This window comes from Amycolatopsis roodepoortensis (assembly GCF_024628825.1).
GTDB classification, from domain to species: domain Bacteria; phylum Actinomycetota; class Actinomycetes; order Mycobacteriales; family Pseudonocardiaceae; genus Amycolatopsis; species Amycolatopsis roodepoortensis.
The window spans coordinates 7,280,405-7,292,555 of record NZ_CP102415.1; the positions used below are offsets into that span (position 1 = coordinate 7,280,405).

Consider the following 12,151-nt stretch of genomic DNA (forward strand, 5'->3'; position numbering starts at 1 on the left):
GTTCAATGGAGGAGTCCTTACCGCTATGGGAAGACCGCGTGAATGCCGCCACGCCCGCTCCCGCAGTGGCCCCGCGCCGCCGCAGGAGCGGGCGTGGGCAGCAGGGACAGCGCCGGACCTCACCCGCCCCTGATCCGGGCGCAACATTCGACAGGCGGTGATTCGGTGAGGGCGTCGTGCCGGCCGGGCGACATGCGCAGCAGCCCCAGCCGCCAGAACGGTGACCAGGGGGCGCTGCGCACGGCTGGGGGCAGGCATGGCTCGCCTTCGGTCACCGCGGCGAGGTCGTCGGCGTGGACCTGCTCAGCGGAGGCGGTTCGACGAATCACCACTGACCGAACCGGCCCACGGCATCTGCGGAAACGGACCGGCGTGGACAAATGCGGCAACAGAACATGCCGTACCCCTGCGGGCTACTCGGCGACGACGGTGAACTGGGCGGTGCGGACCACGTCCTCGTGTTTGAAGTCCAGGAACAGCCGGTAGGTTCCCGGGCCGGGAACGTGGGCCTGGAAGGCGATCTCCGGGCCCGGCTGTGTCTCGCCGTCGCCGGGGGCGCCGTCGGGGTGGACGTGGACGTATGCGAGGTCGCCCAGTCGCAGCGTGACAAGGTGCCCGTAGGCGCCGAGGTAGGGCTGCAGATCCGTGACCGGTTCACCGTCGCGGTGCACCGCGAGCACCAGCTGGTTGGTTTCCTCGGGCCGCAGGTCACCCTTGATGCCGATCTCGTAGCCGTCGACCTCGAAGACGGTGGCCTGCTCCGGCACCGGGCGCGGCTCGTAGGTGCCCGCCACGGCCAGGTCCGCGCCGAGCGTGAGTCCCTTGTCCGCGCCCTCCGGCCAGAAGTCCGTGAACACCCGGTACTCACCCGCCTCCGGCAGGTTCAGCCGGACTGTCCAAACACCGTCGCCCAGCTCGGCGGGGTGCAGGTGCCAGAACCCGGTGAGGTCCCGGCGGGCGACGATCAGATGGATCTTCTTCTCGTGGGTCTCGGCGAAGGCGGTCAGCGGAGCGCCGTCCTTCCCGAGAATCCGGAACCGGTAGTCGACCTCCTCCCCGGCTGTCAGCCGAAGTGTCTCCGGAACGAGGACGTAGCCGTCCTTGGCGATCTGCAACCCCTCCGCGACGGCGCCCGCGCCGCCGTGTCCGTGGTGGCCGTGTGCGTGGTGCGTTCCCGTGTTCATCGTGATCCCCTTTCGCATACCCCAGGGGGGTGTCTTGTCCGATGTCAGGAACAGTGTCACCAATGCGATCGAAGTTCAATGTGTTTCAGCCCTCACTACCCCTAGGGGGTATTTGCGGCCTGAGCGCCGATCGGCTCTTGACTCATACCCCCAGTCCCTATATAAACAGTGCGCTGTGTATACCCGCCGGGGGTATCTGGGAGCTGCCTGGAAGGAGACGGACATGGGATTGTTCGCGATACGCGACTACCGGCGGCTGTTCAGCGCGCAGATCATCGCGTTGTTCGGCACCGGTTTGGCCACCGTCGCACTGGGGCTGCTCGCGTACGGGCTCGCGGGTCCGCGTGCCGGTGCGGTTCTCGCCACCGCGCTGACGATCAAGATGGTCGTCTACGTCGTCGTCGCACCGCTCGCGGCCGCCTACGTCGATCGGCTGCCGAGGCGCTTGTTCCTCACCATCCTCGACGTGGTGCGCGCGCTGGTGGTGATCGCCTTGCCGTTCGTCACCGAGGTGTGGCAGATCTACGTCCTCATCGGCGTGCTCCAGACCGCGTCGGCGGCGTTCACCCCGACCTTTCAGGCGGTCATCCCCGACATCGTGACCAAGGAGGCCGACTACACCCGAGCCCTGTCGGCATCACAGGTGGCCTCCACCATGGAGAGCCTGTTGAGCCCCGTGCTCGCGGCTGTCGCGCTGACCTTCATGTCGTTCAACCTGCTGTTCCTCGGCACCTCCGTCGGGTTCGCGGTGTCCGCGCTGCTGGTCCTGTCCACGCGCATCCCCAACGCGCGCCCCAGCTCGCACACGAACGCCTGGGACCGGGTCATGTCGGGGATCCGCACGTTCGCGGCCACTCCGAGTCTGCGCGGTGTCATGGCACTGAACCTCGTGGTCGCCTCCGTCGGCTCCATCGTGGTCGTCAACACCGTGAACTACGTCCGCGACGTGCTCGACGGAACCCAATCCGACGTGGCCTGGATGCTGGCCGCGTCCGGTACGGGGACGCTGCTGGTCGCCGTCGTCCTCCCGCGTGTCCTGGACCGGGTGGCGGACCGGTCCGTGATGCTGACCGGTGCCGCGGTACTGGTACTCGCGGCAGGCGCGGCAGTGACGATGTCCGCGGCGGGCGTCGCCGCGACACTTCCGACCGGGGTGATCTGGGTGGCGATCGGCGGCGGGATGGCGCTGATCATCACGCCGACCGGCCGGGTGCTTCGCCGGACGGTCGATCCCGCCGGCATTCCCGAGGTCTTCGCCGCCCAGTTCTCGCTGTCCCACCTGGCCTGGCTGGTCACCTATCCCATCGCGGGCTGGGTCGCCACGAACGCGGGCTTCACGACCGCGTGGACCGTGCTGGCGGGCCTCGCGGCGATCGGAGCGGTCACCGCGCCGGCGGTCTGGCGGCGCGAGGTGAAGGCCGAGAGCGGCGAACGTACGGTAGTGGCGGTCCAGTCACACACCGGGAAGGCCGAAGCGGGAGGCCGCGCCGCGACAGCTGTCGCCTCCAGCGGGACCGAGGTCGCCACGAGGGAAGCCGCGAACGCTGCGGAGGGCACGCTCGCGGCAGGCCAGTGCGCCTGCGTCCGCACCATCTGAGTTCGCCGTCCGGAGATCATCGGGTCGCCCAGGGCGGCGATGGCGCCCCAGATTCCCCAGTACTCTGGTCAGTGTGGCCGAGGTGCGTGGCCGCTCCGAGCGGACGAACGACCGGAGCGCTTCAACCCCGTGCGTTCGGCGCGGATGTCGGGCTGATCCGAGCGGTAACAACGGCCTGGAAATGCGGGCAGCTGACGATGTCTTCGTGGTCGCAGTCCGAGGCGCAGTCGATCAGCTCCAGGGAGGCCTGTGCCGCAGCGATCCGCGCGGCCAACTCGGTGCGATGTCGGCGCAGGAGCCCGGTCCTAGTGGCCGGGTCTCGTGCGTCGAACAGCTCGCGGATGTCCTCCAGGCCGAACCCGGCTTCCTTCGCCCGGAGGATCACCGCGACCCGGTAGAGGTCGTCGGAGCCGTAGCGGCGGCGGGACGCGGTGGCTCTGGCGGGGGAGAGCAGGCCCATCGACTCCCAGTGCCGCAGCACGTGGGTGGCCAGCCCGAACCGTTGTGCGACCTCGCCGATGCTCAAGTCCGCCGTGCTTGACTTCATGTCACCATTAAGTCGCAGCATGGCGGTCATGTCCAACGACACGAGCACACAGCCCGAGACCACCCACACTGATGACGCGACCGAGTCCTTGATACGGATGCTGGACGTCGTCGACAACCTGCCCGGCGCCGCCGAGTTGCGCTCCGACACCTACGACCTCCTCGCTCTGGCTCCTGGACAGGCGGTTGCCGACGTCGGGTGCGGCGCAGGTCGCGCGGTAGCCGAGCTCGGCGACCGAGGTATGCGTGCGGTCGGGATCGATCCGGATCCGCAGATGATCGCCGTCGCCCGTCGGCGCTGGTCCGAACACGAGTTCCGTCTCGGCAGCGCCGGCGAGTTGCCGCTGGACGACGGTTCGGTGGCGGGGTATCGGGCGGACAAGGTGTTCCACGCCGTCCCTGATCCCGCCGCCGCGGTGACCGAAGCGCGGCGTGTGCTGGCCCCCGGGGGCCGGATCGTGCTCATCGGCCAGGATTGGGACACCTTCGTCATCGACTCCGGCGACCCCGAACTGACGCGGACGATCGTCCATGCCCGCGCCGGTGGGGTCCCGAGCCCGCACGCCGCGCGTCGGTACCGCAATCTCCTGCTCGACAGCGGGTTCGCCGACGTCACGATCGACGTGCGGACCGCGATCTTCACCGATGGGCTGATGCTGCCGATGCTGACCGGGTTCGCCGAGTCGGCTTGTGCTGCCGGCGCCGTCGATCGTGGCCAAGCCAGCACCTGGATCGCCGACCAAAAACGCAGGGCCGAGGCCGGACGCCTGTTCGTGGCTATTCCGCTGTTCCTTGCCGCGGCCACGCGTCCTTGACGACCAGGTGCGGTCCATCGTGTAGCCCGCGATGGACCGCACCTGAGTTCACCTTTTGGACAAGAAGAAATACGCGTAGCGTTCGTCGAGTTCGTTCCGTGGGACGAGATGAACCGCTTCCGGGGTGAAACCGCAGCGGGCCGCGATCTGCCAGAACTCCTCGACTCGGTAGGTCGTCATGTCCGCCAGGCCTCTCGCGTAGGACCGTCGTCGAGGTCTGGTGCGCCAGGTGCCGGCGTCGTACTTGATCTGGATCAGGGCCAGCCCGCCCGGTGCGAGGAGTTCGTGAGCGATGCATAGCAGTCGCTCACCGTATTCCGGGGTCGGTATCAGTTCGAAGACGTAGAAGGACAGGAACACGTCGCATTCGCCGTCGATCTTGCCGAGCGCGGCTTCCGGCGCCGCCACCTCGATGATCACCGGCAGGAACGGGGTGTCGCAGGCGTTCGCGACCTGCTTGCCGCATTCCGCGAGCGACTCTGTGGAGATGTCGACGCCGATGAACTCACCGGCACGGGGAGCGAAGCGCACGGCATTGGCGCCGCCGCCACATCCCCATTCGACGACGCGCTTCCAGGGGCGGGCGAACTCCGTCATGCGAGCACCTGCCTCGAACAGGGCGAGGTGTTCCTGGCCGATCTTCTGCCACAGGTCGTTGCCACGAAACGCCGATGAGTCCCGCCAATGCGAGTCGGCGGACCAGCGGGGGCCGGAGGGCTGGCGCCAATAGTTCTGGGCGTCGGCGGAGATCCTCGATTCGGGCTGGCGGAGCCCAGTTGCCACCAAGGCGCGCTGGAGAATGTCCTCTGCCGTGACAGCGAACCGCTTGCCTCGGGTGATGAAGGTGGGGAAGTGTCTTCGGATCGTGTCGGCAGGTGCTGGTTTGCCGGGCATGGAGAAGCCTTTCGCTGAGTCTTTCACGGGTGTGGTCCGATGCGGGGCGTGGAGCGGAGGCTCGAACACTGCGATCCGGATCGGCATAAGTGCAGGCGCGCTGGTGGCAGCGACGGTGTAGGGAGTACTTCAGCGTGTGGCTGGTGGCCCGCGACGTGGCTGTGAGCGACGGAGGAGGACTTCGGTCGCGATACTCGGCGCGACCGCACGAGTGGGTGGGGTCCAGGGCAAGACACGTGGCGGAGTGAGTGATGCCGTCACCCAGCGCATCGTTCGCCATACGAGTCCGCATAGCGCCCGCACGGCCGTATCGGCTTGGGTGAGCAAGACCCCGAGCAACACGATCGCCAGTACGTGTGAGCTGAACTCGACCATCGGGTTCAGACCGATGAGAACGGGCGCGACATGCGAATGAGTCACGCGTGAGGGCACCAGCAGAACGGCGTGCAGGATGAGCTGCGCCGCCGTCAGCGCGCCGATCGCCGCGACGACGCCTCGGCAGCGATCGGCCACGGCGAGACCGGCCGAACCGGCCAAGCCGCCGATGAGTAGGGCCATCCCGGCATTCGGAACCGTGCCATCGCCGAGGACCTGAGCCGCCATACCCAGGGTTGCGGCTGCGACGGCCAGTACGACACCACGGGCGGCATGCACCGCGGCGGGAAGTTCGGTGGCCGCGGTCACCAGGGCAGTTTAGAGGCTTGGCCGAGGTCGTGGTTCCGCCGTGCGCAGCAGATTTCTTCGTCGGACACGGCCCGTCATGCGTCCCTGTTCGTGGGAAATGACCGGAGAACCTGTGGGGTCGAGACGTTGCTCGTCGTCGGCGCGCACTTGGGAGGCCAATCCTTGTTGGGGGATAAGGGCAACGACTTCTTTGCATACCCTACGGGGGTAATGTTAGTGTGGCGGCGTGACGGCGGAGGGATCGCCGCGAAACGAGATGTCGAACCGAAGGGTGAGAGCTGATGGACACCACCGTGTACACGGTCAAGGGAATGACTTGCTCGGGCTGCATGACAAAGGTGACGACGGCGGTGAACGGTGTCGCCGGGGTCAGCGAAGTGGACGCGGACATCGCGACCGGCGAGGTAACCGTCGTGAGCGAGGGGCCGGTCGACGCGCAGCTGGTGCGGTCCGCGGTCAAAGAAGCCGGCTATGAGGTGGTCGGCTGACGGCGATGACTGAGGCGAATGGGGCTGAACCCACCGCCGTCATCAAGGTCGTGGACAACGGGCCGTATCAGGTGAAAGGGCCCGTTCGGCTCGTCGACCACGAAGGTGAGGAATACGAACTGACCGGCCGCACGCACTTGCTGTGCCGGTGCGGTAATTCGGCGAAGAAGCCGTTTTGCGACGGAGCCCATGTCCGGACCGGGTTCACGGCGACCAGGGCGGAATGAGAAGCGGGCGGGTGACGTGAGGTCACCCGCCCGCTCGTTTGTGTGGACGGGTCAGGAGCGCACCAGGCGCGCGATCGCTTCGGAGGCTTCCCGGATCTTCCTGTCCGCCTCGGGGCCGCCCTTCGCCGCGGCGGCTACGACGCAGCCCGCCATGTGCTGCTCGAGGAGTTCGAGGGAGAACGATTGCAGGGCGCGGGTCGCCGCGGAGACCTGGGTGAGGACGTCGATGCAGTATTTGTCCTCCTCGACCATCTTCTGCAATCCGCGGATCTGCCCTTCGACGCGTCGCAGGCGTTTGAGCTGGCTTTCCTTGTCGTCGCCGTGATCGGCCACGCTCACTCCTCGAGTCGGGATTCGCGGACGTCCCAATCATGCCCGGCCGGGAGTCGCACGCGCAGGCGGGTTTCGGGGCTTCAGTGAGGCGGACGCGGCCGAAGGCGGCGTGGCATACGTCACCAGGGTATGCCTGTTGCCCTACCCCCCTAGGGTATGTAGAGTTCCAGTCAGGAGGTCGAGATGCACGGATACACGCAAGGCAAAGAGGAATACGTGACCCGGCTGCGGCGGATCGAGGGTCAGATCCGGGGTCTGCAGCGGATGGTCGAAGAGGACAAGTACTGCATCGACATCCTGACGCAGGTGTCCGCGGCCACCAAGGCGTTGCAGTCGGTGTCGCTGGGGCTGATGGACGAGCACCTCAGGCACTGCGTTTCCGATGCCATCGCCAAGGGCGGCACCGAGGCCGACGAAAAGATCCAGGAGGCGAGCGACGTCATCGCCCGCCTGGTCCGTTCCTGAGACCACGTACCGAAATCGGAGGAGAACCACGATGAGCGAGACCACCTACACCGTCACCGGCATGACCTGCGACCACTGCGTCCGTTCCGTCACCGAAGAGGTCGGCAAGATCAACGGTGTCACCGACGTCCGGGTGGATCTGCCCACCGGCGCGGTGACCGTGACCGGCTCCCGGGAGCCCGCGGTCGCGGATGTGCGCGCGGCCGTCGAAGAAGCCGGATACGAGCTGACCGCCTGATTCGCGGTCCGGCTCCCGATGGCGGGGATCATCCCGCACTAAGGACTTCACGATGAACACAGTTGCGAAGCTCTCCGCCTACGGTGTGGCGCTTGCCCTGGTCGCCGGTGGCGCCTGGGCCGCAGGCACCGCTGTCGGTCCTTTCGCCGGCGCTGCCGGCCTTCCCGGTGGCGAGGACGCCGGGCATGGGGACGCTCACAGCGGCACCGTCGCGGAGGCGGCGCGGACCGACGAGCCCGGCGGGCTCGCGTCGTCCAGGGGCGGCTACACCCTCACGCCCACCACCACGACGCTGACGCCGGGGACGAACCAGCCCTTCTCTTTCAAGATCCTCGGGCCCGACGGCGCGCCGGTCACCGGCTACGACGTCGAGCACGAGAAGCGGATGCACCTGATCGTCGTCCGCCGTGACACGGCGGGTTTCCAGCACGTGCATCCCGAAATGGGGGCGGACGGCTCCTGGACGGTGCCGCTCGCGCTTCCCCAGGCCGGCTCGTACCGCGTCTTCGCGGACTTCAAGCCGACCGGTGGGACTGCCACGACCTTGGGTGTCGACGTCGCCGCGGCGGGGGAGTTCGAACCCGTCGAGTTCCGGCCGTCGCGGGTCGCGAATGTCGACGGCTACCAGGTCCGCCTGGACGGCGAGCTGACGCCGGGCAAGGCGTCGAAGGTGACGCTGACGGTGACCAAGGACGGCCGTGAGGTGACCGATCTGCAGCCGTATCTGGGCGCGTACGGGCATTTGGTGGCGCTGCGCGGTGGCGACCTCGCGTACCTGCACGTCCACCCGGACGGTGAACCCGGAGACGGCCGCACGAAACCCGGCCCCACGGTGACCTTCTTCGCCGAGGTCCCCTCTGCGGGGACGTACCGGCTGTTCCTGGACTTCCAGCACCAGGGCAAGGTCCGCACCGCCGAGTTCACCGTCGACACTACGGGCACCCCCGCCCCGGTCCCGGCTCCCTCCACAACCCAGAACCCCACCCCACCGCCGACCGATGACGGCCACGGCGGACACGGCTGACGCGAGCGTCGAAAAGGAGTGAGCACGATGACATCCGACGTGGACCAGACGCGGACAACCGAAGTCGAACTCGCGATCACCGGGATGACCTGCGCGTCGTGCGCGATGCGTATCGAGAAGAAGCTCAACAAGCTCGACGGCGTCACCGCGACTGTCAACTACGCCACCGAGAAAGCCAAAGTCACCTTCCCGGTCGACGTCGAGCCGCAGAAGTTGATCGAGCAGGTGGAGGCGGCCGGATACTCGGCCGCCGTGCCCGCCCCGGAGAAGACGACCGCCTCGGATGAGCCTCGTGAGGAGGCCGATCCGATCGCGCCGTTGCGGCAGCGGCTGATCGGTTCGGCGGTGCTGTCGGTGCCGGTGATCCTGCTGGCGATGGTCCCCGCGCTGCAGTTCACCTACTGGCAATGGATCTCGCTGACGCTGGCCGCGCCGGTGCTGGTGTGGGCGGCGTGGCCGTTCCACAAGGCGGCGTGGGCGAACCTACGGCACGGCGCGGCCACCATGGACACCCTGATCTCGATGGGCACGCTCGCCGCGTTCCTGTGGTCGCTGTACGCCTTGCTGTTCGGCAGCGCGGGAACACCGGGGATGACCCATGCTTTCGAGCTGACCGTCCAGCGGATGGCCGGGGACGGCAACATCTACCTCGAGGTCGCCGCCGGGGTGACGACGTTCATCCTCGCCGGACGGTACTTCGAGGCGCGGTCCAAGCGCCGGGCCGGAGCGGCGCTGCGGGCCCTGCTCGAACTCGGCGCGAAGGACGTCGCGGTGCTCCGTGACGGGCGTGAACAGCGCATCCCGGTCGACCAGCTGGTCGTGGGCGACGAGTTCGTCGTCCGGCCCGGGGAGAAAGTGGCCACCGACGGCGTCATCGTCGAAGGCACGTCCGCGGTCGACGCGAGCATGCTGACCGGGGAGAGCGTCCCGGTCGAGGTCGGTGCCGGTGACGCGGTGGTCGGTGCGACGGTGAACGCGGGCGGCAGGCTCGTCGTCCGCGCGACCCGGGTCGGCGCGGACACGCAGCTGGCGCAGATGGCGAAGCTCGTGGAGGACGCGCAGACCGGCAAGGCGCAGGTCCAGCGGCTGGCGGACCGGGTCTCGGCGGTGTTCGTGCCGATCGTGATCGCGCTCGCCGCCGGAACCCTGACGTTCTGGCTGGGTGCGGGCGGCACGGCGTCGGCGGCGTTCACCGCGGCGGTGGCCGTGCTGATCATCGCCTGCCCCTGCGCGCTGGGTCTGGCGACGCCGACCGCGCTGCTCGTGGGCACCGGCCGGGGCGCGCAGCTCGGGATCCTGATCAAGGGTCCGGAGGTGCTCGAATCCACCCGAGCGGTCGACACCGTGGTGCTGGACAAGACCGGCACCGTCACCACCGGACGGATGTCGCTGGTCGAGGTCCACGTCGCCGAGGGCGTCGACGCCGACGAGGCGTTGCGGCTCGCGGGCGCGCTGGAGAACGCTTCCGAGCACCCGATCGCGCAGGCGATCGTGGCCGGCGCGCGGGATCGTGTCGGCGAACTCCCGGCCGTCGAGGAGTTCACGAACGTCGAAGGCCTTGGTGTGCAAGGGATCGTCGACGGCAAGGCGGTGCTGGCCGGACGCAGCGCGCTGCTGGAGGACTGGGCGCACCACCTGCCGGAGGAGCTCGCCGAGGCGAAGGCCGCCGAGGAGAAGGCGGGCCGGACCGCGATCGTCGTCGGCTGGGACGGCGCGGCCCGCGCGGTCCTGGTGGTGGCGGACACCGTGAAGCCGACCTCGGCCGAAGCCATCGGTCAGCTGCGGGCGCTCGGCCTGACCCCGGTCCTGCTCACCGGGGACAACGAGGCCGTGGCCCGCGCGGTGGCCGCGGAGGTGGGGATCACCGAGGTGATCGCGGAGGTCCTGCCCAAGGACAAGGTCGACGTGGTCAAGCGGCTGCAGGGCGAGGGCAAGGTGGTCGCGATGGTGGGCGACGGCGTCAACGACGCGGCCGCGCTGGCACAGGCCGACCTCGGCCTGGCCATGGGTACCGGCACGGACGTCGCCATCGAGGCGTCGGATCTCACCCTGGTCCGCGGTGACCTGCGGGCGGCGGTGGACGCGATCCGGCTCTCGCGGCGGACGCTGCGCACCATCAAGGGCAACCTGTTCTGGGCCTTCGCCTACAACGTCGCGGCGCTGCCACTGGCCGCGGCGGGGCTGCTCAACCCGATGATCGCCGGCGCCGCGATGGCGTTCAGCTCGGTCTTCGTGGTCACGAACAGCCTGCGGCTCAAGGGATTCCGCAGCACGGCGAGCTGACGCCCGCTCGAACGAGGCGCTCGCGCGGCACTTCCGGTGCCGCGCGAGCGCCTTCTTGTCGGCCCTGGACAGTAAGTTGATCAGCTCAGGGTGCTGATCAGGTCACGACAGGCCTGTTCGCAGCGACGGCACGCTTCGGCGCATACGCGGCAGTGTTCGTGCTTGCTCGCGTGTCCCTGGCACTCGTCACCACACGTTTTGCATGCGGCGGCACATCCCTCGACGATGGCCCGCGTCAGTTTCGCGTCGTAGCCCGTGTGCCGGGACAAGACCCGTCCCGTGGTCGCGCAGATGTCCGCGCAATCGAGATTCGTGCGCACGCACTTGACCAACTCGGCGACACTCTTTTCGCTGAGACATGCGTCCGCGCACGCCGTACAAGTTTGGGCGCACTCGAAGCACGCTTCTATGCACCTGGCCAGCGCTTCCCGGTTCACGTTGCCTAGATCCGCCGGGTAGGTGCGGAGCATCTCGGCTGCCTGCGTCATGACGATTCCTTTCCTCGCGAAACACGTGGCAACCTTCGGGTACCCGAGGTGGTGGGTATAAACCCGTGAACCACTATGTCACCTAGTAGAGGTGGTGCTCGGCGAGGAACCGGCGAATGGCTGGAGCGAACGCGTCGGCGAGGTCTTCGGCGGTGCGCAGCGTGTCCGACAGGGAGAGTGGCGCGAGACGGCCGTTGGGCAGGACATGAGCGGCGTTCTCCGCCAGCTCGGTCGGATGTCGCTGGTCCATGCCCGGGAAGACCAAGGTGGGCGTGGTGATCGCGGCGAGTTCGTCGACGGAGTGGAACGAGCGATCGTGGCCGATGGTGGCCGCAGCAGCGATGCTCGCGGGGTCGGAGCGCGGGATGGCGTCACGTACGAGCGTGCCGATGATGGGAGCGAGCTCGGGCAGGACCGGTGCCCACGCCGCTTCGATGCCGTCGGTCCGGACACGTTCGGCGAAGGCGTCCATAAACGCGATCTCGGCTTGCTTCGCTTCGTCGTCTTCGATGTCTTCGACGCTGATCAGGATGGCGGCGCGGACGCGGCCGGGGTGTTCGAGGCAGGTGCGCTGGGTGATGGTGGCCCCGAGCCCGGTTCCACCGACTACGGCGCGCTGAAAACCGAGGTGATCGAGTAGCGCCGCGACGTCGTCGGAGTACTGGGTCCAGGTGTGCCGAGCCGGGTCGGTGCAGGCCGATCGGCCGTATCCGCGCACGTCGGGGAGGATGATCGTGTGCCGGTCCGCCAGCCGCTCGGCCAGCGGGATGAGGCTGTGATGATCAGGGCCACCCCCGTGCAGAAGCACAAGGGGTGGCCCGGAACCGAGGGAGACCGCGTAGAGCGGCCAGTCATCGCGGCCTTGATACGTGATCTCCATTGTGG

Annotated in this window: 16 protein-coding genes; 8 read left to right on the top strand and 8 right to left on the bottom strand. The window is 68.1% G+C overall.

Annotated elements, in window-relative coordinates; genetic code table 11:
• Positions 1-119: 119 nt before the first annotated feature.
• Together NQK81_RS34945 and NQK81_RS34950 are read right to left on the bottom strand one after the other, a co-directional pair.
• Entirely contained in the window at positions 120-332 is a 213-nt protein-coding gene (locus tag NQK81_RS34945; RefSeq protein ID WP_257484864.1) for a hypothetical protein, read from the bottom strand.
• Positions 333-413: 81 nt separating this feature from the next.
• Positions 414-1,184 carry a DUF8832 domain-containing protein gene (locus NQK81_RS34950; protein WP_257484865.1) on the bottom strand — a complete coding sequence of 257 codons (771 nt, stop codon included), beginning with the start codon at positions 1,182-1,184 and terminating at the stop codon, positions 414-416.
• Between the two features lie 223 nt (positions 1,185-1,407).
• On the opposite strand from NQK81_RS34950, the gene NQK81_RS34955 reads away from it, so the two are divergent.
• Positions 1,408-2,781, top strand: coding sequence for an MFS transporter (locus tag NQK81_RS34955; protein WP_257484866.1), 1,374 nt, complete (start codon positions 1,408-1,410; stop codon positions 2,779-2,781).
• Positions 2,782-2,902: 121 nt separating this feature from the next.
• Here NQK81_RS34955 and NQK81_RS34960 read toward each other — a convergent pair whose 3' ends face one another.
• Positions 2,903-3,328, bottom strand: coding sequence for a MerR family transcriptional regulator (locus tag NQK81_RS34960; protein ID WP_257484867.1), 426 nt, complete (start codon positions 3,326-3,328; stop codon positions 2,903-2,905).
• A 28-nt stretch (positions 3,329-3,356) separates the two neighbouring features.
• Between NQK81_RS34960 and NQK81_RS34965 the strand changes: the two genes are divergently transcribed.
• Positions 3,357-4,142, top strand: a complete 786-nt coding sequence (locus NQK81_RS34965; RefSeq protein ID WP_257484868.1) for a methyltransferase domain-containing protein — start codon at positions 3,357-3,359, stop codon at positions 4,140-4,142.
• 48 nt (positions 4,143-4,190) lie between these two features.
• Here NQK81_RS34965 and NQK81_RS34970 read toward each other — a convergent pair whose 3' ends face one another.
• On the bottom strand, positions 4,191-5,123 hold the full coding sequence (locus NQK81_RS34970) for a class I SAM-dependent methyltransferase (protein ID WP_257484869.1): 933 nt from the start codon (positions 5,121-5,123) through the stop codon (positions 4,191-4,193).
• A 42-nt stretch (positions 5,124-5,165) separates the two neighbouring features.
• On the bottom strand, positions 5,166-5,720 hold the full coding sequence (locus NQK81_RS34975; protein ID WP_257484870.1) for a hypothetical protein: 555 nt from the start codon (positions 5,718-5,720) through the stop codon (positions 5,166-5,168).
• A gap of 281 nt (positions 5,721-6,001) precedes the next feature.
• Here NQK81_RS34975 and NQK81_RS34980 point away from each other — a divergent pair, with 281 nt between their 5' ends.
• Together NQK81_RS34980 and NQK81_RS34985 are read left to right on the top strand one after the other, a co-directional pair.
• Positions 6,002-6,208, top strand: coding sequence for a heavy-metal-associated domain-containing protein (locus NQK81_RS34980; protein ID WP_257484871.1), 207 nt, complete (start codon positions 6,002-6,004; stop codon positions 6,206-6,208).
• 5 nt (positions 6,209-6,213) lie between these two features.
• Positions 6,214-6,435, top strand: a complete 222-nt coding sequence (locus NQK81_RS34985) for a CDGSH iron-sulfur domain-containing protein (protein WP_257484872.1) — start codon at positions 6,214-6,216, stop codon at positions 6,433-6,435.
• 51 nt (positions 6,436-6,486) lie between these two features.
• Here the strand turns inward: NQK81_RS34985 and NQK81_RS34990 are convergent, their stop codons facing one another.
• A complete protein-coding gene (locus NQK81_RS34990; protein WP_257484873.1) occupies positions 6,487-6,768 on the bottom strand; it encodes a metal-sensitive transcriptional regulator in 282 nt (93 codons plus the stop codon).
• Between the two features lie 183 nt (positions 6,769-6,951).
• Between NQK81_RS34990 and NQK81_RS34995 the strand changes: the two genes are divergently transcribed.
• From NQK81_RS34995 to NQK81_RS35010, 4 genes are read left to right on the top strand one after another with little or no spacing between them, the layout of a single operon-like run.
• Positions 6,952-7,233, top strand: a complete 282-nt coding sequence (locus tag NQK81_RS34995) for a metal-sensitive transcriptional regulator (RefSeq protein WP_257484874.1) — start codon at positions 6,952-6,954, stop codon at positions 7,231-7,233.
• A gap of 31 nt (positions 7,234-7,264) precedes the next feature.
• A complete protein-coding gene (locus NQK81_RS35000; protein WP_257484875.1) occupies positions 7,265-7,471 on the top strand; it encodes a heavy-metal-associated domain-containing protein in 207 nt (68 codons plus the stop codon).
• Between the two features lie 52 nt (positions 7,472-7,523).
• Positions 7,524-8,495, top strand: a complete 972-nt coding sequence (locus NQK81_RS35005) for a DUF8832 domain-containing protein (RefSeq protein WP_257484876.1) — start codon at positions 7,524-7,526, stop codon at positions 8,493-8,495.
• Positions 8,496-8,522: 27 nt separating this feature from the next.
• On the top strand, positions 8,523-10,778 hold the full coding sequence (locus NQK81_RS35010; protein WP_257484877.1) for a heavy metal translocating P-type ATPase: 2,256 nt from the start codon (positions 8,523-8,525) through the stop codon (positions 10,776-10,778).
• Between the two features lie 80 nt (positions 10,779-10,858).
• Here NQK81_RS35010 and NQK81_RS45475 read toward each other — a convergent pair whose 3' ends face one another.
• Together NQK81_RS45475 and NQK81_RS35020 are read right to left on the bottom strand one after the other, a co-directional pair.
• Positions 10,859-11,266, bottom strand: a complete 408-nt coding sequence (locus NQK81_RS45475) for a four-helix bundle copper-binding protein (RefSeq protein ID WP_257484878.1) — start codon at positions 11,264-11,266, stop codon at positions 10,859-10,861.
• Positions 11,267-11,348: 82 nt separating this feature from the next.
• Positions 11,349-12,146, bottom strand: a complete 798-nt coding sequence (locus tag NQK81_RS35020) for an alpha/beta fold hydrolase (protein ID WP_257484879.1) — start codon at positions 12,144-12,146, stop codon at positions 11,349-11,351.
• Positions 12,147-12,151: the final 5 nt, after the last annotated feature.

What these genes read in the sequence shown, in the direction of transcription:
- NQK81_RS34995 (WP_257484874.1), top strand. Translation starts at nt 6,952, where the DNA reads ATGCACGGATACACGCAAGGCAAAGAGGAATACGTGACCCGGCTGCGG.
- NQK81_RS34985 (WP_257484872.1), top strand. Translation starts at nt 6,214, where the DNA reads ATGACTGAGGCGAATGGGGCTGAACCCACCGCCGTCATCAAGGTCGTG.
- NQK81_RS45475 (WP_257484878.1), bottom strand. Translation starts at nt 11,266, where the DNA reads ATGACGCAGGCAGCCGAGATGCTCCGCACCTACCCGGCGGATCTAGGC.
- NQK81_RS34950 (WP_257484865.1), bottom strand. Translation starts at nt 1,184, where the DNA reads ATGAACACGGGAACGCACCACGCACACGGCCACCACGGACACGGCGGC.
- NQK81_RS35020 (WP_257484879.1), bottom strand. Translation starts at nt 12,146, where the DNA reads ATGGAGATCACGTATCAAGGCCGCGATGACTGGCCGCTCTACGCGGTC.
- NQK81_RS35000 (WP_257484875.1), top strand. Translation starts at nt 7,265, where the DNA reads ATGAGCGAGACCACCTACACCGTCACCGGCATGACCTGCGACCACTGC.
- NQK81_RS34970 (WP_257484869.1), bottom strand. Translation starts at nt 5,123, where the DNA reads ATGCCGATCCGGATCGCAGTGTTCGAGCCTCCGCTCCACGCCCCGCAT.
- NQK81_RS34955 (WP_257484866.1), top strand. Translation starts at nt 1,408, where the DNA reads ATGGGATTGTTCGCGATACGCGACTACCGGCGGCTGTTCAGCGCGCAG.
- NQK81_RS35005 (WP_257484876.1), top strand. Translation starts at nt 7,524, where the DNA reads ATGAACACAGTTGCGAAGCTCTCCGCCTACGGTGTGGCGCTTGCCCTG.
- NQK81_RS34980 (WP_257484871.1), top strand. Translation starts at nt 6,002, where the DNA reads ATGGACACCACCGTGTACACGGTCAAGGGAATGACTTGCTCGGGCTGC.
- NQK81_RS34960 (WP_257484867.1), bottom strand. Translation starts at nt 3,328, where the DNA reads ATGAAGTCAAGCACGGCGGACTTGAGCATCGGCGAGGTCGCACAACGG.
- NQK81_RS35010 (WP_257484877.1), top strand. Translation starts at nt 8,523, where the DNA reads ATGACATCCGACGTGGACCAGACGCGGACAACCGAAGTCGAACTCGCG.
- NQK81_RS34965 (WP_257484868.1), top strand. Translation starts at nt 3,357, where the DNA reads ATGTCCAACGACACGAGCACACAGCCCGAGACCACCCACACTGATGAC.